At 55.6% G+C, this 23,186-nt stretch carries 21 protein-coding genes; 11 read left to right on the forward strand and 10 right to left on the reverse strand.

Annotated elements, in window-relative coordinates:
* The coding region (locus MK323_12440; GenBank protein MCH2482958.1) for an ATP-binding cassette domain-containing protein at positions 1 to 641 on the forward strand (641 nt) is incomplete at its 5' end.
* Between the two features lie 38 nt (positions 642 to 679).
* Here the strand turns inward: MK323_12440 and MK323_12445 are convergent.
* Both MK323_12445 and MK323_12450 read right to left on the reverse strand, forming a co-directional pair.
* Positions 680 to 2,719, reverse strand: coding sequence for a CocE/NonD family hydrolase (locus tag MK323_12445; GenBank protein MCH2482959.1), 2,040 nt, complete (start codon positions 2,717 to 2,719; stop codon positions 680 to 682).
* Positions 2,720 to 2,779: 60 nt separating this feature from the next.
* The gene (locus MK323_12450) at positions 2,780 to 3,577 is read right to left on the reverse strand and encodes a cobalamin-binding protein (protein MCH2482960.1); all 798 of its coding nucleotides are present in this window, start codon (positions 3,575 to 3,577) and stop codon (positions 2,780 to 2,782) included.
* A gap of 93 nt (positions 3,578 to 3,670) precedes the next feature.
* Here MK323_12450 and MK323_12455 point away from each other — a divergent pair, with 93 nt between their 5' ends.
* The 8 genes from MK323_12455 to MK323_12490 all read left to right on the forward strand — a co-directional run bounded on the left by MK323_12455 (position 3,671) and on the right by MK323_12490 (position 12,616).
* Complete coding sequence (locus MK323_12455) at positions 3,671 to 4,555, forward strand: CoA ester lyase (GenBank protein MCH2482961.1); 885 nt, start codon at positions 3,671 to 3,673, stop codon at positions 4,553 to 4,555.
* A 6-nt stretch (positions 4,556 to 4,561) separates the two neighbouring features.
* Positions 4,562 to 5,791, forward strand: a complete 1,230-nt coding sequence (locus tag MK323_12460; protein MCH2482962.1) for a metallophosphoesterase — start codon at positions 4,562 to 4,564, stop codon at positions 5,789 to 5,791.
* Between the two features lie 138 nt (positions 5,792 to 5,929).
* On the forward strand, positions 5,930 to 7,513 hold the full coding sequence (locus MK323_12465; GenBank protein ID MCH2482963.1) for a gamma-glutamyltransferase family protein: 1,584 nt from the start codon (positions 5,930 to 5,932) through the stop codon (positions 7,511 to 7,513).
* A 27-nt stretch (positions 7,514 to 7,540) separates the two neighbouring features.
* Positions 7,541 to 8,875, forward strand: coding sequence for an FAD-binding oxidoreductase (locus MK323_12470; GenBank protein ID MCH2482964.1), 1,335 nt, complete (start codon positions 7,541 to 7,543; stop codon positions 8,873 to 8,875).
* Between the two features lie 104 nt (positions 8,876 to 8,979).
* Positions 8,980 to 9,234 carry a glutaredoxin gene (locus MK323_12475; GenBank protein MCH2482965.1) on the forward strand — a complete coding sequence of 85 codons (255 nt, stop codon included), beginning with the start codon at positions 8,980 to 8,982 and terminating at the stop codon, positions 9,232 to 9,234.
* 11 nt (positions 9,235 to 9,245) lie between these two features.
* Positions 9,246 to 10,244 carry an aldo/keto reductase gene (locus MK323_12480; GenBank protein MCH2482966.1) on the forward strand — a complete coding sequence of 333 codons (999 nt, stop codon included), beginning with the start codon at positions 9,246 to 9,248 and terminating at the stop codon, positions 10,242 to 10,244.
* Positions 10,245 to 10,461: 217 nt separating this feature from the next.
* On the forward strand, positions 10,462 to 11,823 hold the full coding sequence (locus MK323_12485; GenBank protein ID MCH2482967.1) for a TrpB-like pyridoxal phosphate-dependent enzyme: 1,362 nt from the start codon (positions 10,462 to 10,464) through the stop codon (positions 11,821 to 11,823).
* Positions 11,824 to 11,974: 151 nt separating this feature from the next.
* A complete protein-coding gene (locus tag MK323_12490; GenBank protein MCH2482968.1) occupies positions 11,975 to 12,616 on the forward strand; it encodes a urate hydroxylase PuuD in 642 nt (213 codons plus the stop codon).
* Positions 12,617 to 12,705: 89 nt separating this feature from the next.
* Here MK323_12490 and MK323_12495 read toward each other — a convergent pair whose 3' ends face one another.
* From MK323_12495 to nudE, 7 genes are all read right to left on the reverse strand, one after another.
* On the reverse strand, positions 12,706 to 13,761 hold the full coding sequence (locus tag MK323_12495; protein MCH2482969.1) for an alpha/beta hydrolase: 1,056 nt from the start codon (positions 13,759 to 13,761) through the stop codon (positions 12,706 to 12,708).
* Positions 13,762 to 13,788: 27 nt separating this feature from the next.
* The gene (locus MK323_12500) at positions 13,789 to 14,349 is read right to left on the reverse strand and encodes a GNAT family N-acetyltransferase (protein MCH2482970.1); all 561 of its coding nucleotides are present in this window, start codon (positions 14,347 to 14,349) and stop codon (positions 13,789 to 13,791) included.
* Positions 14,350 to 14,460: 111 nt separating this feature from the next.
* On the reverse strand, positions 14,461 to 16,476 hold the full coding sequence (locus tag MK323_12505; GenBank protein ID MCH2482971.1) for a sodium-translocating pyrophosphatase: 2,016 nt from the start codon (positions 16,474 to 16,476) through the stop codon (positions 14,461 to 14,463).
* A 149-nt stretch (positions 16,477 to 16,625) separates the two neighbouring features.
* A complete protein-coding gene (locus MK323_12510) occupies positions 16,626 to 17,588 on the reverse strand; it encodes a tyrosine recombinase XerC (GenBank protein ID MCH2482972.1) in 963 nt (320 codons plus the stop codon).
* Between the two features lie 66 nt (positions 17,589 to 17,654).
* Entirely contained in the window at positions 17,655 to 18,467 is an 813-nt protein-coding gene (gene dapF, locus MK323_12515; protein MCH2482973.1) for a diaminopimelate epimerase, read from the reverse strand.
* 108 nt (positions 18,468 to 18,575) lie between these two features.
* The gene (gene cysQ, locus MK323_12520; protein MCH2482974.1) at positions 18,576 to 19,400 is read right to left on the reverse strand and encodes a 3'(2'),5'-bisphosphate nucleotidase CysQ; all 825 of its coding nucleotides are present in this window, start codon (positions 19,398 to 19,400) and stop codon (positions 18,576 to 18,578) included.
* Positions 19,397 to 19,945, reverse strand: coding sequence for an ADP compounds hydrolase NudE (gene nudE / locus MK323_12525; protein MCH2482975.1), 549 nt, complete (start codon positions 19,943 to 19,945; stop codon positions 19,397 to 19,399). Before nudE ends, cysQ begins: the two co-directional genes overlap by 4 nt.
* Positions 19,946 to 20,126: 181 nt before the next feature.
* Between nudE and yrfG the strand changes: the two genes are divergently transcribed.
* Positions 20,127 to 20,798 carry a GMP/IMP nucleotidase gene (gene yrfG / locus MK323_12530; GenBank protein ID MCH2482976.1) on the forward strand — a complete coding sequence of 224 codons (672 nt, stop codon included), beginning with the start codon at positions 20,127 to 20,129 and terminating at the stop codon, positions 20,796 to 20,798.
* A gap of 4 nt (positions 20,799 to 20,802) precedes the next feature.
* Positions 20,803 to 21,918: an AFG1 family ATPase gene (locus MK323_12535; protein ID MCH2482977.1), complete on the forward strand. Its 1,116-nt coding sequence runs from the start codon at positions 20,803 to 20,805 to the stop codon at positions 21,916 to 21,918.
* Here MK323_12535 and MK323_12540 read toward each other — a convergent pair whose 3' ends face one another.
* Positions 21,919 to 23,082, reverse strand: a complete 1,164-nt coding sequence (locus tag MK323_12540) for an aromatic ring-hydroxylating dioxygenase subunit alpha (protein ID MCH2482978.1) — start codon at positions 23,080 to 23,082, stop codon at positions 21,919 to 21,921. It abuts the gene before it with no gap.
* Positions 23,083 to 23,186: the final 104 nt, after the last annotated feature.

Genomic DNA, 23,186 nt, shown 5'->3' on the forward strand with positions numbered 1-23,186 from the left:
CCCTGGCGTTGCTACGACTGATCTCATCGCGGGGTGAGATCGAACTGCTCGGCCGCCCGCTTCAGGGATTGCGCCAACGGTCCCTGAAACCACTGCGTCGCCAGATGCAGGTCGTGTTTCAGGATCCTTTTGGCAGTCTCAGCCCACGTCTTTCAGTGGGTCAGATCAACGCCGAAGGTCTGGTTGCACACGAAATCGGTAACGAAAAAGAACAACAGGAAAACGTCATCCAGGTACTTGAGGAAGTGGGCCTTGATCCCGGCACCCGACACCGTTATCCCCATGAATTCTCCGGTGGCCAGCGCCAGAGGATTGCACTGGCCCGAGCGATGATCATGCAGCCTGAGGTGCTGGTGTTGGACGAGCCAACATCAGCACTGGACCGCTCGGTACAGGCACAGATGATCAATCTGTTACAAAAATTACAGCACGACCATGCGTTGGCCTACTTATTTATTAGCCACGACTTAAAGGTAATTCGTGCCTTGAGTGACCAGATCATCGTGATGCGGCAAGGTAAAGTCGTGGAACAAGGGGACGCAGAAACAATCCTTGATAACCCAACACACCCCTATACCCAGGCCTTGATGTCAGCAGCCTTCGATCTGACGGTCTCTGATACCAGTGTGGTGTCACAATAGTGAAGGTCTAAACCATCAACCGAAAAACGCCTGTGAACTCAGTTGAGTTCCCGGTCGACTGATCTTGTCCAGGTCCTGGAATAGGTTTTCTCTTCGTGCTCGAATACTTCCATTTCTGCTGTGAAGTGGAACTGCGCCGGTGTTGAAGTCAAACCGGAGCGTGTCTCAGTACGCACATCAAGGTCTGCATCGGGTCGCCGAAACCGCATCGTCCAATGCAGATCTAGTCGTGCTGAAGTCGGGTCGTCATCACGGATTGAGCAGTACTGTCTAGATACGGAACCGTGCTCCCAGCCCAGTTCGGTCAAGCGCAGCATGCCAGTGTCGGCAATAACAGTCAGCCTGGTCTCGGCCAACACATCATCCCGCTCGACCCGCCTGACATGACTCGGGGGCTCTAGCACTTCAGCACTCTGGGGTGACGCACTTTCCGCAGGCTCAAAAGGCCGCAGTGTTTCATCAGTTTTTCTAAGTACGCGAACAGGCAGTTCGAGATGGCTGCTGCGTAATTCCAATGTCAGCGCCACCGGTTCCGGCGACGGCCAGAACTGTGGCCACATCGTGTTCGAAAGGGCGATGCGAATGGTGTGTCCGACTGGAAACACCTGGGCAATGTCGTTTAGTTGCAATCGGATATCGTACGTGTCTCCGGGCACCAGAGGTTCCGGAAGTTCGTGACTGTCACGATGAGTCAGGTTCAGTACACCATAGGTCACCCGTGTGGAAGTGCCGTCAGGCGCAACGTCATTTAATCGGGCAACAATAAAAGCATTCGGCTGATCTGCGCTTAAACGCAATCGAAGTACTGGCGCACCGAGTATTTCCACAGCATCCGTCAAGACTTCAGTTTCTAACACCACACAACAGTCATCCTCTTCTCGCTGATCTCCAGGCAAATCCGGGTCCAGTCCAAATGCGCACCACTCACCCTGGTGAGTGCCCATGGCGTGTGGCGTGTGAATGGCAACGTCTATTTCCTCACTCCCTGCTTCCGCTCTCAATCCTCGTTCTGTGAAGTACAGCTTTTGCCAGTTGATGTGGTCGCTGGGCCACGTCGGTTCAGCAACCCAGCGACCCTGCCGAACTTCGTAGTAGGATGCCGGTACAGCGCTATCCTGCATCCAGGCCCGGTATTGAGGCTCATCCATAATTCCGGTGTCTATATCTTTGAGCCAGTGATCCCACCAGCGCAGCGTCTCCTGCAGGAAGCCGATACGCGGACCTGGCAACCCAAAATGAGGATGCTTGTGTGCCCAAGGGCCAACCAGGCCTTTGCGCGGACAACTCAACCTTTCGAGCAGTCGTGGTACCGCATTGGAATAGCCATCCGCCCAACCGCCAACAGCGTAAACAGCGCATTCAATGTCCGCATAGTTTTCACACACCGACCCATGTTGCCAGAACGCATCCCGCGTCTGGTGCGAGAGCCATTTCATCGACCACGGATTGTTGGCCTCAAGCCGTGCCATCCACAGATCCCGCCAAGTGTCTCCGACGATGGCCGGATCAGGCGGCCGCGAATTGAACGCAAACATCGTAGCGCCCCACGACATGGTGTCGTTGAGCATAACGCCACCCATGTAATGGATATCATCCGCATAGCGATCATCCGTGGAGGCGATAGTAACGATAGCTTTCAACGAAGGTGGCCGACGGGCTGCAATCTGGAGCCCATTGAATCCACCCCAAGAAATCCCAACAATACCAGTTGCGCCGGTACACCAGGGCTGCTTGGTTATCCAGTCGAGCACCTCAAGGGCGTCGTCCTGTTCGGTCTTCAGGTATTCATCTTCCAGAATACCTTCGGAATCTCCGGCACCCCGCATGTCGACCCGTACACACGCATAGCCGTGCCCCGCGTAGTAGGGATGGGTCAGCGCATCGCGTTCTGAAGTGCCATCGCGTTTTCGATAAGGCAGAAATTCGAATATTGCCGGCACTGGATCTGTCTCAGCATCTTCCGGCAACCAAATTCGAGCAGCAAGCCGGATACCTTCCGCCAAAGGTATAAACGTGTTTTCAATTTCCCGGACTTGCCTTGGAAAGTTCGTAATGATTTTGATGTCGTTCTCTTTCATCTGGATTGGGTGCTCAATCTAAAAGGCCGCGTTATCCGCGAATCATAGTTGAGCGCATCTTCATTCGTGTGCCCAGGTAGCGATAATCTCCTGCAGCTGTTCCAGACCATCTGTCAGGGCCGCAGGCCCCGGCTGAAGAATCTGCGCTGACTTGATTTCGTAGATGTCGCCATTTTGCACCGCAGGTATAGCATCCCAGCCTTCGCGTGCCGCTACTTTTTCAGGACGGAACTTCTTGCCGCACCACGATCCGATAATGATTTCCGGCGCTCGCCCGATGACCTCATCAGGATCAGCAATGATCCGGCTCTTGCCGTCCGGACAGACAGCGAGTTCTGGAAAAATATCATCTCCACCGGCAATGGTGATCAGTTCTGAGACCCAGCGGATACCGGAGATCTGCGGGTCATCCCATTCTTCGAAATAAACCTTGGGCCGTCGGGACCGGCCAGCCGCTTGGGCCAGATTGCGATCAATATTGTTTTCGTATGCCCCCACCAGTTCATCCGCGCGCTTGGCAGCACCCACCATTCCCCCCAGTGTCCGGATCATCGACAGGATCTCTTGAACCGAGCGGTGATTAAATACCAGCACCGTGATGCCGCAACGGATAAGCTCAGCAGCGATGTCAGCCTGAAGATCTGAAAACCCGAGAACAAGATCCGGCTCGAGCGCGAGTATCCGATCGATTTTGGCGCTGGTGAACGCCGAGACCTTGGGTTTTTCTTTTCGGGCCCGTGGTGGTCGTACGGTAAATCCGGATATTCCGACAATTCGATCTTCTTCGCCCAACAGGTAAAGTGTCTCCGTAGACTCTTCCGTCAGACACACGATCCGTTCCGGATAATTACCCTTCATCAGTCTTTCATTTCGCACAATGTTAAAATCACCCAAGGAAGACGTGCAGTTCTTTGTTCCTTTCAAGACGTTAATACCCGGCCAATGCCCTCAATGATATCGCGTCCGCGCCGTTCCGCCCTGTTTATGCCGGGCGACAACTCTCGAGCCCAGCAGAAAGCAACCGGGTTGCCGGCCGATGTCATTATCCTGGACTTGGAAGATGCCGTTTCGCCCGCAAACAAGGAATCAGCCCGACAGCAGGTCCAGTCGACGCTTGAACAGACAGACTACGGCCAGCGTGAAGTGGTTGTGCGTGTCAATCGCCTGGAGACCCAGCACTGCAAAGAAGATCTCACAGCTCTGGCATCCAATCCACCCGATGCCATACTGTTGCCCAAGGTGGAGTCCGCCGACGAGCTGTTTACAGCGACCGTTGCCTTAAACGCTCTGGGTGCTCCCTCGGACCTCGCGCTGTGGGCCATGATTGAAACACCTCTGGGCATTCAGCACATTGAGGAGATCGCTACCGCGACACCCCGTCTGGCGTGTGTTGTTGCCGGTACTGCTGACCTTGCCAGCGCGCTGCGGATCACGCACAGCAGTGCCCAGCTGGGTCTACAGTATGCGTTGTCGCGTCTTGTGCTGGCGGCCCGGGCATCCCACATCGACGCCATTGATGGCGTGTTCTTTAACCTGCAGGACAGCGACGGCCTGCGACACAGCTGCGAGACGGGCCGCCAGCTGGGATTTGACGGCAAGAGCCTGATTCATCCGAATCAGATCGAAACAGCCAATACTGTTTTCTCGCCTGACCCTGAATCCATCGCCCACGCCCGCAAGGTGGTTGCAGCGTGGTCCAAGCTCGATGTTCGCGAACAGGGTGTGTTGGTGGTCGATGATCAGCTGATTGAGGCGCTGCATGTGCGCGATGCCGAGCGATTGGTCGAGCTGAGCGGCACGATAGACGCCATGGATCAAGACCCACAGGCAAGCTGAATTAAGATGACCAGCACCCGCAGAGCATTCCTGGGATACACCGCACTGGCCGGTGCCACAGTGTTCGCGTCAGCTGCCGGTATGCGTGGTCTTCGCTTCCCAAGCCTTCAGCTTGAACCTGCGGCAACACCCCGATGGGCCAAACACAGCGCCCTTGGCTTCCGCGCTGATAGCCAAGGTGCCTTCTACCAACGCGAAGACGCCCGTCAACTGGTGTTTCGGGCCTATGTACCGGAACCAGTCGTACAGGTGCACGGTGCGTTTGAACTCAAAATGGGCAACGTACATCCCCAGGCACGCCTGAACATAGAAGGCGACGGAAAGGTATCGGAAGAACGCATCGACGGTTTGTTCAGGCGGGTAACTGGCAACAGCGGCAAGAGCGCGCTGACCCTGCGCTGGGTCTTCCCCAAGCAGGTTCATTATCGCTTTACGGCCATTGGTGATACCGGCGGTGACCTGGAACTCGCCTGGGTACTCAGACGCTCACAACAGCTGGGTGCTGATTTTATGCTGCACCTCGGCGATTACTACTACCAGCCGGTTGATACCGAACGAACAACCCTTCACCTGGAAAAATCGCCGTTGCCGGTCTTCTCAGCCATCGGCAATCACGACTTCCACAACCCATTCGGCGGTCCCGACCCGCAGGATTTCATTCAGCAGATTGGCCCGCGAAACAGCACGTTCACGCTGGGGAACATCCAGTTCATCAATCTGGACACTGCAGTCGACCACCTGCCCGTATCAGCCGGTAAGCGCGGTCAGCTGCTCCAACACATCCAGCCCCTGGCCACCAACCCGGATGTGGGTGACTACGTGGTGTTCGCCCACCGCCCGATCACCGACCCACGACCGGTCAAGACCCGGCCAAGCGATCATAGTGTGGAAGGCCTTCGAGAAGATGACTGGCTGTATCAACAGCTTGTCCAACGCGGTGTAAGGCACATCATCAACGGACACATTCATATCTCGACCGAATTCGACGACCGGCACATTCGTACTTATATTTCCGGCCAAGGACTTGCCCACGCCGACATCATTGGCCGGCGCCTGCAAGCCCGGATTCTCGTGGGCAATGTTGAGCCGGGAATACCAGTAACCTATCAGTGGGCCGATCTCAATATGCCGTTTGAGGCACACTGTAACGAGCGTCTACACAAGATTTTGGGTAGCGATGATTATGCTGACCAGCTTGAACCATTAAAAGCTGCCTGTACGGCGGCTGACGCCTGAAAATCGGCGAGGTCGCAAAAACAAAGTCAATCTTTTCAGATTTATGTGCGTTGTATAAACACGGAGCTACCGCCGAGTTTGTCCGAATCATTACAATAGACCGTTCCACGAATAACTTTACACATTCAACTCAGCATCATGTTCACCCGTCTTGACCCGAACCACAAGCATGTTTCGCGCCGCTCCAGCGTCTATGCCCGCAATGTCGTCGCTGCTTCACAACCGCTCGCAGCCCAGGCCGGTGTTCAGATACTGCGAAACGGTGGAAACGCAGTCGATGCCGCGATTGCCACCGCCATCACGCTCACCGTGGTTGAACCCACGATGAACGGCATTGGCGGTGATGCTTTCGTCATTGTCAGTGATGATCACGGCATCCATGGATTCAATGGCAGTGGCCGATCACCTGCAGCCTGGACACCTGAACGGTTCGCCGGCCACGACAGCATGCCTGAACATGGTTGGGATACCGTCACCGTTCCCGGTGCAGTAGACACCTGGGCACAACTCTCGGATCGCTTCGGCCAGCTGCCATTTGAAAAACTCTTTGATTCAGCTATTAACTACGCCGCTCATGGCTTTGCCGTTTCACCGGTCGTCGCGGCGGGTTGGGATCGGGCGGCAGAAGAATTTGGTTATCTTGACGGTTTCAGGACTATTTTCATGCCCAACGGGCGTGCGCCCACTGCGGGTGAGGCCTTCCAAAGCGAGATCATGGCAAACACACTGGGCGAGATTGCCGACAGTCGAGGAGAGAGTTTTTACCGGGGCCGACTGGCCTCACGGATCGTGGCCGACGCCACCCGCTTCGATGGTGCGCTCACCGAACAAGATCTTGCTGAGCACCGGGGATTCTGGACCGATTGTATCCAGCAGGATTTCCATGGGCTGACGGTACACGAGATCCCGCCCAACGGTCAGGGTATTGCTGCTCTCGTCGCACTGGGTATTCTTGAGCGTTTGAACATCGATTCCTACGCGACCGATTCCGCCGACAGCGTGCACTTGCAGATCGAAGCGATGAAAGCGGCATTTGCTGAGACACACTGTCACGTTTCAGATCGCGACACCATGCTAGTCACCGTAGACCAGCTGCTGGATCCAACAACGCTTCAGCGTCGCGCTGACGACATCAGCCTGACTCACGCAGCGTCTCCCGTCGCTGCCGTAAAACCCGATCATGGCACCGTCTACCTTGCGACCGCTGATGGAGACGGCATGATGGTGTCCTGGATACAGTCAAACTACCACGGCTTTGGTTCGGGAATCGTTGTGCCCGACATTGGTGTCAGTCTGCAGAACCGGGGACGGGGCTTTTCACTGCAGGCAGGCCACCCGAACGAAGTCGGCGGCGGCAAGCGGCCCTTTCACACCATCATTCCGGCTTTTGTTTCGCAGCAGGGTGCGCCTTTGATGGCATTCGGCGTGATGGGTGGGCATCATCAGCCCCAAGGGCACACCCAAGTGATGATCAAGCTGTTTTGCCAGGGTACTTCGCCTCAGCAGGCCCTGGATGCGCCGCGCTGGCATGTCAACGAAGACTTTTCGGTGTGTCTCGAACCCGCGCTGGCACACTTGCGCGAGGAACTGGCACAGCGGGGCCATATCTTCAAAGAGGGCAAGATCGGTGCGTTCGGCGGCGGCCAGATCATTCTGAAAGATGGCAACGGATATATTGCCGGTTCAGATCCCCGTAAGGATGGGCAAGCAGCCGGTTTCTAGATAAGGCCGGCTGAAAATTCGGTTGCCATGGGTTACCACGAACGACGTCAGCAGTTGGCTGATACGCTGAAACAGCAAACCGCTGGCAGCGTTCGCCTCGACAAAACCACATCGAACGTTTTTCGGGATCGCCCTACCACACAAGCGCAACGTCTGCTGGACGTCAGCCAGTTCAATCACGTGCTGAACGTCGACCCGCAGAACAGCCTGATTGAAACGGAAGGAATGACCACCTATGAAGCGCTGGTTGACCGGTCACTATCACACGGGGTGATGCCAGCCGTTGTACCCCAGCTGAAGTCGATTACGATCGGCGGGGCTGTATCCGGCATCGGTATCGAGTCGTCATCTTTCCGCTACGGACTACCGCATGAAAGTATCGGTGAGATGGATGTCCTGTTGGGCAGCGGCGAAGTCGTGACCTGCACACCGGATAACGAACACCGTGACCTCTTCTACGGGCTGGCAAACTCGTACGGCACCTTGGGCTACATCCTTCGTCTGACCGTACTGGCTATACCGGTTAAGCCTTACGTCCAACTCACACACATACGGTTCACAGATGTTGGTGCGTTGTTCGATGCGGTCAGAACCTGGGCCGAGCGCGCCATTGATTTTATGGATGGCACGGTATTCCAGCCGGGAGAACATTATCTGACAATTGGTCGATTTGTAGACGATGCCCCCTATACCAGTGACTACACGTGGATGGACATTTACTATCGATCCATACCAACGCGCAGCGAGGACTATCTTACCGTTCGGGATTACCTGTGGCGCTGGGACACCGATTGGTTCTGGTGCTCGAAAAATCTTTACGTTCAGAACCGACTGATGCGGCGCCTGCTCGGCCGTGAGCGGCTCAATTCGATCACCTACCAGAAAGTTATGCGATGGAACACACGCTGGGGGATTACCCGTAGGTTGGGGCACCTGTCAGGGCAACACCGCGAATCAGTGATCCAGGACATCGATGTGCCTATTGATCGAGCGGCCGAGTTTCTGGATTTTTTCCATCATGAAATCGGCATGCGCCCAGTCTGGATCTGCCCGATCAGACATCCCGTGCAAGACGAGCACTACCCTTTATTTCCGATGGCCGCTGAGTCCATGTATGTGAACTTCGGTTTTTGGGGCGGTGTCAAAACCAAACAGGAAATGCCCATCGGCCATTTCAACCGCCTGATCGAACAGAAAGTCACCGAACTCGGTGGAATCAAATCTCTGTATTCAGATGCCTATTTTGATCAAGCTGAGTTCTGGTCCATCTACGACGGTGACAGCTATGCCGCACTTAAAGCCAAATACGATCCGGATGGCCGTTTAAAGAACCTGTATCAGAAGTGTGTACTGAGACAATAGGCACGTGACGTACAGCACTCGTTTCCGCACAAATCTTTCATCCACGATAAAATGCGGGCATAGTCGTCAGCGTCTTTTGTACAGCACTTTTGGAAAACCCTTAAATGGATGAAAAACTGATTCTTTACCTCCGGGACTATTGCGGCTACTGCGCGATGGTGCAGGAGGTGATCTCAGAGCTCACCGTGGAAGTTGAACAGCGCAACATCTGGGAGAACGACAGCTGGCAGAACGAACTCATTGCTGGCCAGGGCAGCTCCACCGTTCCCGTGTTGTGCCGCATGACTGCGGTAGGCGAGACCCACTGGCTGCCTGAGTCAGACGCCATCATTCGATACCTCATACAGACTTACGATTAGGAGCTGAGCCTATGGACCGTGTCATCCTCGGTGCAACCGGATTAAATGTGTCGACCCTTGCACTGGGAACCATGACGTTCGGTGATCCGGTCGACGCAGACACATCCTTCGACCTTCTCGACCTGGCTGTGGAGCAGGGTATCAATTTTCTTGATACCGCGAACACTTACAACGCTGGCCTGTCGGAGGAAATTATCGGGCAATGGCTCAAGGCACGGGGTCATCGAGAGCAACTGGTGATTGCTAGCAAGGTCCGCAACCCCGTTGGCGACGACCCCGACTCGGTCGGGTTGTCCCCAAGAGTCATCCTGCAGCAGCTCGAGAATTCCCTTAAGCGCCTCAACACCGACTATCTCGACATCTATTTTCTGCACCAGCCCGACGACGACACACCGATCGAAACCACCTGGCGCTGCCTCGATGCGATTGTGGCATCAGGCAGGGTCCGTTGCCTGGGGCTTTCTAATTTTGCCGCCTGGCAGTGTGCACAAACCGTACACCTTGCCAATAACCGTGGCTGGGCACCACCGACGGTCACCCAGGCGCTGTACAACGTAATCTCCCGGGCGGTTGAAACCGAGCTGCTGCCAATGGTGAATGCTTACGGTCTGGGCACCTGCATGTATAACCCGCTCGCCGGTGGTCTGCTCACCGGAAAACATGGCGTAGGCGAAGAAGCGAATCCACAAACCAGGCTGGCCTACAACACCAACTATAGAGCACGCTATTGGAACGACCGCCAGCGCACAGCCGCGCACCAGCTCTGCGCGATTGCCCGGAAGGCCGGCCGCAGTCCAGTCGAGCTGGCACTGCGGTTCATGCTGGATCACCCCACGGTTGATGTCACCCTGATCGGCGCGACATCGATAGCGCAGCTGCAGGATAACCTTGCCGCTGTTCAGGCCGCCCCTTTGTCGAACGACGAACAGCAGGCCTGTCAGTCGGCCTGGGTGGAACTCCAGGGTCCCGTTCCCCGCTACAACCGCGGCAGCGGTGGTGGTAGAACCTGATCTGACCGAGTACTTAGAATCTGCCCAGGAGCGCCGGCAGCTATGCCATTGTCATGTGGGCACAGAATCGGCAGCAGCTATAAACCTTCCCCATCTAGTGACAAGTATATTAAGATAATCGCCACAATTTTATGATTTTCCGAGACTTTTAGAATTCGAAACCGCTCTCCTTTGCGGGCACTTATGAAATTCATGTTCACGTGATGAGGATAAGACAATGGCTGACAGTGTGAAATTCAATCTGGATGAGAATGAGATACCCAAGTCCTGGTACAACATCGTCTCCGACCTGCCCGAACCACCGGCGCCGGTTATACACCCGGGTACGGGCCAACCTATCGGTCCCGATGACCTGGCGCCGCTGTTCACAATGGCGGTCATCATGCAGGAAGTCAGTGCGGAGCGGCAGATCGATATTCCAGAACCCGTCCGGGACATTTACCGGCAGTGGCGTCCAAGTCCACTGTATCGCGCCTACCGACTGGAAGCGGCACTCGATACGCCGGCGAGGATCTACTACAAATACGAAGGTGTGAGCCCAGCCGGCAGTCACAAACCCAACACTGCCGTGGCCCAGGCGTTTTACTGCCGCGAAGAAGGTGTTAAGCGAATTTCAACCGAGACCGGTGCCGGCCAGTGGGGATCTGCGCTGGCGCTGGCGGGCTCTTTCTTCGGTCTTGAGATCCAGGTTTTCATGGTCCGTGTGAGTTATGACCAGAAGCCCTATCGACGGGCCTTCATGGAGACTTTTGGTGCCACCTGTCATCCCAGCCCCAGTAACTTAACTGAAGTGGGTAAAAAGATCCTGGCTGAGAATCCTGACACCACCGGCAGCCTGGGTATCGCCATCAGTGAGGCCGTCGAGGTCGCAGCCCAGCGGGACGACACCAAGTATTCTCTCGGCAGCGTCCTGAACCACGTGCTGCTGCACCAGACTGTAGTTGGACAGGAAGCGATCCGTCAGATGGAACTGGCTGATGATTACCCAGACGTTATTGTTGGCTGTACTGGCGGGGGCAGTAACTTTGCCGGCTTGTCGTTCCCGTTTATCGGGCGCAAGCTGCGCGGCGAGCAGGACGTGCGGGTAGTCGCGGTGGAACCCGCCAACTGCCCCAGTCTGACCAAAGGCAAGTACGCCTACGACTTCGGCGACACGGGCCAGATGACACCCCTGGTCAAGATGCACACCCTGGGATCATCGTTCGTCCCGCCGAGCTCTCATGCGGGTGGCCTGCGCTATCACGGTATGGCACCGCTGGTCAGTCAGCTGGTGGATCTCGGCCAAGTAGAGCCGACAGCCTACTCGCAGACTGAATGCTTCGAAGCTGGTGTGACATTTGCCAAGGCAGAAGGCATTCTGCCGGCGCCTGAGGCTAACCATGCGGTCAAAGGAGCGCTGGTCGAGGCTATGCGGTGCAAGGAAGAAGGTGAGTCCCAGGCAATCCTGTTCAACCTTTGTGGTCACGGCCACTTCGACATGCAGGCCTATATGGATTACTCGGCGGGTAAACTTGAAGACCACCCATACGACGAATCCGAGGTCGCCATGGCCCTGGCTGGTCTGCCGTCGGTGGCTTGACAGAGCGCTGACCATGATGACTGTCAGCGGTCTGACTGGCTTGCCCAGTTGCCCCTGCTGATTTAGACTAGCCAAGGTGGGAGGCAACGCTATTCAACTGATTTTGTTAAGGTTCTTTAACCCGTCATTCACATTCTCTGGAGGCGCATAAATGGCATACCTGCTCGATGTACTGTTCCGCTACGCCCATATTGTCTTTGGTGTAGCCTGGATCGGCTTGCTGTACTACTTCAATTTTGTACAGACCGAATACGTCAAAGAAGCTGACGATGGTGCCAAAGCGGACGTCATGGCCAAACTCGCCCCTCGGGCGCTGTGGTGGTTCCGCTGGGCGGCCCTGTTCACCTTTCTGACCGGTCTCATAATGCTGTGGTGGGTATCAAGCCAACAACGCTTCAATCTTGGTATCGCGCTGGGGGCATTGATGGGCACCATAATGATGCTGAATGTGTGGGGAATCATCTGGCCGAACCAGAAAATCATGATTGGACTTGCCGAAGGCGACAAGGCGGTCGCTGGGCCGAAGGCAGCCCTGGCATCCCGGACCAATACACTGCTTTCACTGCCAATGCTCTATTTCATGGTCGCATCAGTCCATGGATTTGCCGCGAGCGGAGGTGCGTGGGCCTCAGTGAGCATCACGGCACTGATAATCGGGCTCGTCATCATTGTCGCGATAGAAGCAAACGCGATATGGGGCAAAATGCTGGGGCTGATTCAGTCAGTCAGTGGGGTGATCACCTCCAGCATCATTCTCGCCATTATTATGGCGGGTATCGTGAACTACATGTAGCGACCAACAAGGTTTTACACCAAGAGGGCGCAGCAGCGCCCTCTTTTTTTGACTGCTACTTAATGGTTTGAACAACAGCACCACAGATCTTATCGCCGCGTACAGCTGATGAACCAGGCAAAACCCCGCAACAGTCGATAAAGTTCCGGCAATTGACTCAGCCGGATTACACTGTCGCCATGGCTGAGAAAACGGGTAATGCACAGGTAATTCGGTATACCCTGCACTGACATCTGACTGGAGAGCCGGCGCGATTCCCCTGGCGGGATCACGCGGTCGCCTCGGCCATGCAGCAAAAACACCGGTGTTTTGGAATTCACGAAATTCAAGTTGACCCGGTAACCGGACCAGTCATCGCCGAATGCCCGGATCACTTTCTGAAGAAACCTCTGGCGCTGACCGGAATCACTCAACAGCTGCCACAGCCTTTCCTGCTCTGTATCAGTCTTGTCCAGCAATGAGCGCAAATTCCAGCCCTCGTCTTCCTTGGCGTTGTTGCGGATGCAGCGCTCCAGATGCCGATGAAACGCTTCATTTTCGACTTCGACTTCACTGTAATAACTGCGGACCATTAACATCCGCCCATACGGGTCTGCGCGATTTGCATTAACCAGAAAGTCACTCACCCGTTCAACATCATAGTAACCCCCGATCAGACACAGCGCTGAGATTCGAGGTCCCAGCGTCGCACTATTGGCGGCACGCAGGGCAAAAACGCCCGAAAACGACACCGCCATCAGTGCGAAATGGCGCGTGGGTACCAGATCCTTGTTACCGGTTAACTGCTCCAGTGTGGACTGCACCTCGCTCGGCTGGGCCCGTTCAATCCGCAGGTCCCTGATACTCGGCAGTTCCGGCACCAGCACTTGCAAACCGGTGGTGGTCAGTGCGACAGCCAGTTGCCTGACCCTGGGGTCTTCACGGCCGAGTACGGACATACCGTGAATAAACACCACGGTGCCCAGCACCGGCCCAGGTGGCATGTACCGGTCGACCAGAATATCTGCACACTGATGCTCAGATAGATTGTCTGGACGCGCTATGGGGCCCTGCTGAAAACGGCGCAACAATCGCGCAGTGGCGATCCAGCTGGCAGGCCCTGGCCGTGGCGGATATGACAGCACGCCAAGTTGCGCCGGTTTCATCGCAACAGCAATGTCCGGCGTAGAAAATTACCGACCGATGCTGTCAGCGGGTACATCACAATTAAAGACCTGGTCGTCCGGTCCCGAGACAAGCGACCGCTGCATGATCACAGAGTCTATCCATCGATCCAGCTTCCAGCCCACCTGTTCCAGTGTACCCACGGATCGAAAACCGGCCTTCTCGTGCAGACGGATCGATGCGTTGTGGCTGGAATCACCGATGATAGCGATCATCTGCCGTTTGCCCAGATCCTGACACCGGTGGATCAGTTCTGTCAGCAGGGCACGGCCCAATCCCTGTCGATGTTTATCGCGCGCCACATAGACCGAATCCTCGACCGTGTGACTGTAAGCGGATCGGCTACGATAAGAACAAGCATAAGCATAGCCCACAATTTCACCGTCAAGTTCAGCAACCAAGTAAGGCAGGCCCGTGTCTGCAATATGCCGCCAGCGGATAGTCATCTCCTCCACATCCGGGGGCGTGATTTCAAATGTTGCCGTGTACTCCCGCACTTCGATCGCATAGATGGACTGAATCGAGGCAAGATCTTTCACCTGTGCAGTTCGAATCACGGGCTTGGTCATGTCGCGGTGCAGTAATAAAGCAATTAATGGCTGGAGTGGATTGAAAAAAATGGCCGGCAAACGCCGGCCACAGTGTCTCACATCCTCCCCTCGTGAATCTGATTTAGCGATTCAACCCAATAATGGTGCGATCACCAGCGAGACGATTGCCATCACATTGATCAGGATGTTCATAGACGGTCCGGAGGTGTCTTTAAACGGATCACCGACGGTGTCGCCCACGACCACGGCTTTATGCACTTCCGAGCCTTTCCCGCCCAGATTGCCTTTCTCGACAAATTTCTTTGCATTGTCCCAAGCACCACCCGCATTGGCCATGGTCAGCGCCAACAGGACACACCCCAGCAAGGCACCGCCGAGCATACCGCCCAGCGCCTCAGGCCCGAGCAAAAAGCCCACCACCACTGGCCCACCCACAGCCAGCACACCGGGTGCGATCATCCGCTTCAGGGCCGCTGTGGTGGCAATTTCGATACACCGGTTGGAATCCGGTTCTGCAGTACCTTCCATCAGTCCTGGGATTTCTTTGAACTGCCGCCGGATCTCGTGGATCATCTCGAACGCCGCATCACCCACCGCCGTCATCGTCATGCTGCTCACCAGAAACGGGAATATACCGCCGAGAAACATGCCGGCAAGCACGGTCGGATCGTTAATCTCCAATGTGAAATCGGGTACGTGGTGAGCAACGGTTTCGATATAAGCCGAAATAATGGCCAGCGCCGCTAGGGCGGCAGCCCCGATTGCGAAACCCTTGCCAATAGCCGCCGTTGTGTTGCCGAGCTCATCCAGCTTGTCGGTGATCTCACGGACGTCTTCCCCCAACCCGGCCATCTCGGCGATGCCGCCGGCGTTGTCCGCGACAGGACCATAAGCGTCGATGGCCATGGTGATACCCACCGTCGCCAGCATACCCACCGCAGAAATCCCGACACCATAAAGGCCTGACAAGTGACTCGAAATCAGAATAATGGCACACAACGTAAGCACCGGTACTGTGACCGACTGCATACCGATGGCGAGACCACTGATCATCACCGTGGCTGGACCGGTCTTACCTGAATTTGCGATCTTCTGTACGGGTTTACCGGCGGTATAGTATTCCGTGACCAAGCCGATCACGATTCCGCCGAGGGCGCCAACCAGTACCGACAGCCAGATGTTGATGCTGACATCCACGTAGTAGGTCAATGCAAGTGCAGCGAGAATAAAAATCACTGTACTGCCGATAGTGCCCATTCTCAGCGCCGCATCCGGTGATTTTCCAGAGGAACTTTTGACCAGTTGTATGCCGATAAGCGAACAGACGATTCCGACCGAAGACAGCGCCAGTGGCAGAAACATCAGCTTGTTTTGATCGCCAGCGGCCAGCGCACTGATCACTTCGGGTGAAAGTGTTGCCGCGATTGCAATCGTCGCGATCATGGCGCCGCAGTAAGACTCAAAAATGTCTGAGCCCATACCCGCCACATCACCGACGTTATCGCCAACATTATCGGCAATAACGCCTGGATTTCGGGGATCGTCTTCTGGTATTCCGGCTTCTATCTTGCCAACGAGGTCAGCACCGATATCTGCACTCTTGGTGAAGATACCGCCACCGACCCTGGCAAACAGCGCGACTGAAGAGGCCCCCATGCCGAAACCATGGATCACGTGTGCGGTTTCGGGATCACCCCCAAAATAAAGATACAGAATGCCCAGACCCAGCAGACCCATCGCCGCAACGGTCAGACCCATGATCGAGCCGCCGTAAAAGGCAACGGTCAAGGCAGCGGAAGCACCACTTTCGGCAGCAGCCGTTGTGGTGCGCACATTCGCCCGGGTGGCTGTAAACATACCAATGTATCCGGCCAACGCAGAACAGACTGCGCCAACGAGAAATGCCACCATCGAGCGCCAACCGAGATCTGAAATCAGAATCAGTACCGCGACCACTGCGACAAAGATCGCCAGATAAGAATATTCGCGGCGCATAAACGCCAGCGCACCGTGGTGGATCATATCTCCGATTTCGGTAACCTTGCCGGTACCCGGTGAGTATCGGAGCACCGCTCGATAAATACCGAACGCCGCAATTAGACCGATGAGTCCAAGCACAATGGGGATAAAAGCAACAGAAGACATTGCAACTCCTTTGAATTATTGGGGGAATCGACCCATGGACTGGGCCTACTGTGGGCGAAAGCGCAGATTTTACCACGCAGGATGGGGAAATCTAGCGCGTGCGCCTCTACCGCCACTGCGAATTCGATCGCGCAGTGATTATTTTTGTGTCAGCTTCCGCGCTTGCGTCGCCGCGCCCGTGGATGGGCTCGGTCGTACACTTTGGCTAGATGCTGGAAATCCAGATGGGTATACACCTGCGTGGTGGAAATATCGGCGTGGCCGAGCAGTTCCTGGACCGCCCGCAGGTCGCTGCTCGACTCAAGCAGGTGGCTGGCAAATGAATGACGCAGCATATGGGGATAAACATTGCGCCCAAGGCCCTGTATGCGTGCCCAGTACTGTACGCGACCCTGAATGGCACGCGCACTCAGACGACCGTTACCGGCCTTCTTGCGGCGGCCCAAGCCGATGAACACAGCTTGTTCCCCATCAGCTACGTAACCGGCCCTGCGCTCAACCCATAACGCAATCGCCGCCAAGGCTTTCTGGCCTATAGGCACCACCCGGTCTTTAGAACCCTTGCCCGTCACTCTGACCAGTCGCTCACTGCGGTTGATATCGGTGAGATCCAGGCCAGTCAATTCAGACAACCGGAGCCCAGATGAATAGAAAAGTTCGAGTATCGCTCGGTCACGAAAGGCAATATCACCGCCAGACGTGTCGATCTCCAGCAACTGTTTTGCCTGATCCGCGCTGAGCGTACGTGGCAGAGGTTTCTCCGTTTTGGGCGCACTCACGCCAACAAAAGGATTGCTCGATCGACGCTGTTCACTGTACAGGCGATCTTTGGATACCCGACTTTCGTTCATCAAGTAGTAGTAGAACTGTCGTGCCGCCGACAGAGCCCGCTCTATCGACCGACCGGACAGATCCGAGCGATGCAGGAATACCGGAAAGGCACGCGCCTGCACGAATGTCAATTGGCGAAAGTCGGCCAGCCCTTGTTTTTCTACAAAAGCAATCAGTTTTGACAAATCACGCCGGTAACTGTTGACCGTGTGTCCGGATAGTCGCCGTTCGTATTGAAGGTGGTCAAGAAAGGAAGAAATGGGTTCTGCTGATTCAGGCATCAGCTCAGCCTGTGGCTGGATTCACGTCGGCGGTGAACCGTGTTGGCATTTCGAGCATAGTCTGACTCACGTGGCAGTGAGTTCGATTTCCCCGCGGTATACGGTGGTCGCTGAACCACGCAGCCAGAGATCGTCGCGACCGGACCAGCTGACCTCAACCGCACCCCCGGGCAACTCGACCTCAACGGTATCGTCCACTAACCCCTGTTGACGACATACGGCCGTGGCGGCACCCGCGCCACTGCCACAAGCCTGTGTCTCGCCAACGCCTCGCTCCCACACGCGCAGCTTCAGATGCCGGCGATCACAGACCTGAACGAATCCCACATTGGCTTTCTGCGGAAAAGCAGGATGGCACTCGATTGCCGGTCCAAGACGTTCGACGGGGGCACAGCTGATGTCATCGACCGACAGCACCGCATGCGGATTGCCGATGGATGCGATGTAGATCCTGACCTGTTCTTCCCCAATGCGAAGAACATAATCCTCTTCGCAGGTCGGCGAATCGAAGGGCACGGCGGCAGGATCAAACAATGGCGTTCCCATGTTGACCGATACCTGTCCGTCGTCCTCGAGAACCAGTTCGAGCTGCGCGGTAGATGTCTGAACAACAAGGCGATGTTTGTCCGTCCATCCGTTTTCTGTCAGGTAACGGGCGAAACAACGTGCGCCATTGCCGCATTGACCCACTTCTGTGCCATCTGCATTGAAAATTCGCATGAAAAAATCAACCGAATTGTCGCCGGGTGAGGCGACAATGACCTGGTCACACCCGATACCGACGTGACGGTCAGCCAGATGGCGGATGATGTCAGGCTCCAGCGGCAATTGTGTGCTGATGTTGTCCAGCATCACAAAATCGTTGCCGAGAGACTGCATCTTGGTGAATGCTGCTGCAGCCAAATTCCCTCCAGATTCAATCCTGCGAGCGATCAGGTAACACGATTATAGGGGAGCGCGCGTATCAGGCGCCGCACGATCAGACCACTAACGTCTGTCTTTCAGTTCCGGGCAGACATTGATCCAGTCATAGCTGGTATCGCCCACGGCCAGAAACCAAGGATTTAAGACAGTCGGTTTATTGTATTGCAACTCGTTCCCCGCACAGTCCATCAGACGACCACCGGCCTCGTTGAGAATACAATGCGATGCGCCAGTGTCCCATTCGGATGTTGGTCCCAGTCTAGGATAGACATCAGCGACACCTTCGGCGACCAGACATACCTTCAGGGCGCTGCCCATGCTCACGGTTTCAACTTCCTGTCCACTTTGTGCCCGCAGCGAATCGCGGAACTGATCCACTTCCGCGCCGGAATGGGATCGACTGGCCACCATTCGGACCGCACCATCTAGATAGGGTCTGATTGTGATCGGTTCGGCAGCAGCGTCTTCTACCTGACGCCAGGCACCACCGCCGGTGACCGCAAAATGCGTCATCCGCCTGACCGGCGTGTGAACCACGCCCAGAATGGGAACACCGTCCTCAATCAGTGCGATGTTGACAGTGAATTCACCATTACGCCTGATAAACTCTTTTGTACCATCGAGCGGGTCTACAAGCCAGAACCGTAACCAGTCTGCCCGCTGCTGGTAACTAATTTCAGCAGATTCTTCCGACAGTAGCGGCGTTCCGGGCAGAAGCGGAGCCAGCTGCTCACTGATCAAGTCATGAGCACGATGGTCCGCCACAGTAACGGGTGAACCGTCTGCTTTCTCAATTACCTCGTAGGCCTGGTCATAAATCTCGAGAATCACCTGACCCGCTTGCGAGGCGACCTCACATACCGCAACCGATAACGAGTCACTGATCATTTTTCTGACCGTACATGGTCGTCGACAAGATAGGTCGCCAGCAGACTGCGTGCATCGGTAAAATCATCCCTGCCTCTCAACTGATCCAATTGCAGTAACGGCCAGCTCATGGTTTCGAGCGGTTCCGGTTCATCTCCTGGCAGTGGATCCGGATAAAGTCCCTGGGCCAGAAAAATCATGGTCCGGTAATTCGAATAAGCCGGCGTTAAACCAACCGCGGCCAACTCCACGATCTCGCGCGCTGCATAGCCGATCTCCTCCCGCATCTCCCGCAGGGCAGCATCGCGTGGGCTTTCGCCCGCGTCTATCCGACCCTTTACGAATCCCAGCTCGTAACGCTCACAGCCGACCGCATACTCGCGGAGCAGAAGCAAATGTTGTGCGTCCGGCATCGGAATCACAAGAACAGAACCACTGCCGTCGCCCATGAACCGCTCAAACTGGGCGTAGTGTCCGTTACCGAACTTCAGGTCGACCGCTTCGATGTGGAACAGCCGGGTCCGTGCGATGGTGCGGACATCGAGAACCTGGGGCAGGTCGTTCATAAAATTGATCCAGGGGGAAATCGTGGCTGACCGGTTACCTTCAGCTTAACCCACTCAGGCGCTTTGCGGCATTTAAGTCTAAGCGCATATGGCTCATCACCGTTAGAATTGGACGCATCTGCAACATCAGCCGATGTCCCTACCGGACTGATCACGCTGCTCTGACTGGACCCGTAAACCGATGTTGAACTGGGCACATATAGATTCGGTACTTCTGGATCTCGACGGCACGCTGCTCGACCTGCACTATGACAACTATTTCTGGAGAGAGTTTGTCCCTGCACGCTACGCCCAGAATCGTAGCCTGAGCCTGACTGACGCCAAAGCAAAGCTGTTGCCGCGCATGCTCGAACTGCAGGGAACACTGGAATGGTACTGCGTCGATTTCTGGAGCCGAGAACTGGACCTGGATATCCTCGCACTAAAAACTGAACTCCGGCATCTGATCAAACTGCGGCCCGGTGCCAGATCTTTCCTGTCCTATTTGCAGACCCGACCCCAGCGCGTGATACTGGCAACCAACGCCCATCTGAAGTCCGTAGAGCTCAAGTTCCAGCAAACCGGACTGGCACCGCTGTTTGACCGGGTGATCACATCGCATGAACTGGGTCATCCCAAGGAGGAGCAGGCATTCTGGCGAAAACTTCAATTGCTGGAAGCATTTGATCCCAGACGCACACTGTTTATCGACGACAATCTGCTGGTGCTTGAAGCTGCCGCTTGCTACGGCATCGGCCATCTGCTTGCAGTATCTCGACCCGACCTGACTCAACCTTCGCGGAACCTGCCGGGTGGTTTGACAGGCCTTGATCACTTTGACGATCTGCTACCGCCGAGGATTGTCCCCAAGTAATATTTTGAAAGCATCCACCGCCTCAATCAGTCTGGCATTTAAGCGCATGCTGGATGCTAAAGGGTACGTGCCAGACGAACATCAAGACACAGCACTTGTACACTTTGATCGTTTAGCCCATGAATTGGCCGGATCAGACTTCCTCGGTGCTGACGGTCCACTTACCCGCATCCAGCGCCTCCTACGGCTGACATCCCGGAAAAGCCCCGCCGGCATATACCTGTGGGGCAAAGTGGGTCGAGGGAAAACGATGATGATGGATGTCCTTTTTGACACGGTGCCGGGTAAGCGGAAACGACGGGTCCATTTTCACCGGTTCATGCTGGAACTCCATCGGCGTTTGAACCTATTGCAGCAACAGCGAGACCCTCTCATGCAGGTGAGCCGTGAAATCGGACAGGACGTTGCACTTCTGTGCTTGGATGAGTTCTTCGTCTCTGATATCGGCGATGCCATGGTGCTCAACCAGTTGCTGCAGGGCCTCGCAAACAACGGCGTCACGCTGGTGTTCACATCGAATACTAAACCCGATCAGCTGTACAAAGACGGATTTCAACGCGACCGGTTTCTGCCGGCGATTGATCTGATTAAAGACCGCACTGTCGTTGTGCACCTTGACGGCAGCACCGATTATCGACTTGAACTGCTGGACAGATCGGATGTCTACCTGACTCCAGACGATGCGACCGCACAGAGCCAAATGCAATCGCTGTTTACACACATCGTGTCGACGATACCGGTAACAGCGGGTGCGATCACTATAAACGGTCGCCGTATCCAGAGCCACGCTCACGGCGAAGGCGTGATCTGGTTTAAATTCAGCGCGTTGTGCGAAGGGCCGCGGTCCAAGGTCGACTACACAGAACTGTCTCGTTCCTACCACACGATCCTGATTTCCGGGATCCCCCAGCTCAACGACAGCCAGGATGGTATTGTCCGGCGGTTTATAGAGCTGATTGACGAACTCTACGACCGCCGGGTCAAGGTGATTGTGTCAGCCAACAGCTGTCCTGAAGACCTTTACAGCGGTAAACGGTTGTCTGCGCCTTTTAATCGAACCATCAGCCGCTTAAACGCATTCCAGAGCGAAGAATACCTCTCGCTGTCCCATAGACCCTGATCATTGCTGGCCGGACTCATAACCGTCGTTAGACTCCGACAAAAACTGCGCAATCCAGCAGTGAAACGCGTGAACACTGGGTTCGTACACGGGCGAATAACGGCCAGCCCGGGCCAGTGACGACGACAGGCCCCGCTGCTGGGTCTCGATAACGGAAATATCTTCAGCCAGGCCGGCTTCCATTCGACGCTCATAGGCACGCAGCTTGGTCGCGAAATCTGCTTGCTCGACTGAGGCCTGCGGGAAACAGACGGTCATATTGACCCGGGTTAACGCCGGCTTGAGCGGTATCGCCTCGAATATCCAGACGGCATCAATAGACGCCGCGAAGGTCAGATTTGGGTAAACCCAACTGTACCGAGTACCCAGTAAGTTGCGTCCCGATAATCCCGGCAAGGGCGGCAAAGGCCCAGTCCCGTCGTCTACCTTGCCCGTGCTGCTGACACCCCGGTGTTCCCCGAACTGGGTACTGAAATTGCCTGCGACCTTATCCAGAGGATCTGGTGATGCGTAATAGACTGAAAAAGTACCCGGATGAACCTTTTGCAGATGGTAATACTCGTTGAACACCTCAAGGAAGATTTTCCAGTTGCAACGCACCTCGAACTCTCTGGTCGATGCGGTAATCAGGTCGCCCAATCGCCAAGGGCGATGTACCGCCTCAAAATCGCCGAGCCAGGTGTCAATTGGGGGTGCTGTACCGTCCACATTGACAAAGGCAAACCCAGCGCGTGACGCCGCCGGCACTGAAACTAACCCATAGTCGGCGTTACAGAAATCAACTGCAGCGTCCATCCGCGGGGCCGTCAGCAGCGCGCCATCAAGCCCGTAAGTCCACGCATGGAACGGACAAATGATCCGTTTACAGCGCCCCCGGCCGGGCGGCAACAGCCGCATGCCTCGATGTCGGCAGGTGTTCGCAAAAGCCCGGAGCTGGTGCGATGAATCCAGCAGCAGCACCAGCGGGGTACCGCCAACGTCGAGTGCGAGGTAATCGCCCGGCACGACGAGATCGTCGAGCCGCCCGACGCTGACCCAACCGCCTCGAAATCCCCGATCCATCTCCTGCTCAAAAATCTCCACGTCGAAGTAGCACACCGGCGGCAGGGATTCCGCCGCCTCGACCGGTCTTAACACCTTCTCTAAATCTGTCTTTTTCAGCACCTGACCCCCGGGGTATGGCCCCACAATCGGCCTCACAGCGGGTTATCTACATTCCAGCACAATGAGCGAACTTCAGTACAAACAGTGTATCCGTTGTCTGGATC

The sequence above is a fragment of the Gammaproteobacteria bacterium genome (assembly GCA_022450155.1).
Classification (GTDB): Bacteria; Pseudomonadota; Gammaproteobacteria; order Arenicellales; family UBA868; genus REDSEA-S09-B13.

Bases quoted from the DNA above. Each gene is read 5' to 3' on its own strand.
- MK323_12465 (MCH2482963.1), top strand. From the start codon at position 5,930: ATGTTCACCCGTCTTGACCCGAACCACAAGCATGTTTCGCGCCGCTCC.
- MK323_12475 (MCH2482965.1), top strand. From the start codon at position 8,980: ATGGATGAAAAACTGATTCTTTACCTCCGGGACTATTGCGGCTACTGC.
- MK323_12505 (MCH2482971.1), bottom strand. From the start codon at position 16,476: ATGTCTTCTGTTGCTTTTATCCCCATTGTGCTTGGACTCATCGGTCTA.
- MK323_12455 (MCH2482961.1), top strand. From the start codon at position 3,671: ATGATATCGCGTCCGCGCCGTTCCGCCCTGTTTATGCCGGGCGACAAC.
- MK323_12445 (MCH2482959.1), bottom strand. From the start codon at position 2,719: ATGAAAGAGAACGACATCAAAATCATTACGAACTTTCCAAGGCAAGTC.
- MK323_12460 (MCH2482962.1), top strand. From the start codon at position 4,562: ATGACCAGCACCCGCAGAGCATTCCTGGGATACACCGCACTGGCCGGT.
- MK323_12495 (MCH2482969.1), bottom strand. From the start codon at position 13,761: ATGAAACCGGCGCAACTTGGCGTGCTGTCATATCCGCCACGGCCAGGG.
- MK323_12480 (MCH2482966.1), top strand. From the start codon at position 9,246: ATGGACCGTGTCATCCTCGGTGCAACCGGATTAAATGTGTCGACCCTT.
- dapF (MCH2482973.1), bottom strand. From the start codon at position 18,467: ATGCAGTCTCTCGGCAACGATTTTGTGATGCTGGACAACATCAGCACA.
- MK323_12510 (MCH2482972.1), bottom strand. From the start codon at position 17,588: ATGCCTGAATCAGCAGAACCCATTTCTTCCTTTCTTGACCACCTTCAA.
- MK323_12485 (MCH2482967.1), top strand. From the start codon at position 10,462: ATGGCTGACAGTGTGAAATTCAATCTGGATGAGAATGAGATACCCAAG.
- nudE (MCH2482975.1), bottom strand. From the start codon at position 19,945: ATGAACGACCTGCCCCAGGTTCTCGATGTCCGCACCATCGCACGGACC.
- cysQ (MCH2482974.1), bottom strand. From the start codon at position 19,400: ATGATCAGTGACTCGTTATCGGTTGCGGTATGTGAGGTCGCCTCGCAA.
- MK323_12500 (MCH2482970.1), bottom strand. From the start codon at position 14,349: ATGACCAAGCCCGTGATTCGAACTGCACAGGTGAAAGATCTTGCCTCG.
- yrfG (MCH2482976.1), top strand. From the start codon at position 20,127: ATGTTGAACTGGGCACATATAGATTCGGTACTTCTGGATCTCGACGGC.
- MK323_12470 (MCH2482964.1), top strand. From the start codon at position 7,541: ATGGGTTACCACGAACGACGTCAGCAGTTGGCTGATACGCTGAAACAG.
- MK323_12490 (MCH2482968.1), top strand. From the start codon at position 11,975: ATGGCATACCTGCTCGATGTACTGTTCCGCTACGCCCATATTGTCTTT.
- MK323_12450 (MCH2482960.1), bottom strand. From the start codon at position 3,577: ATGAAGGGTAATTATCCGGAACGGATCGTGTGTCTGACGGAAGAGTCT.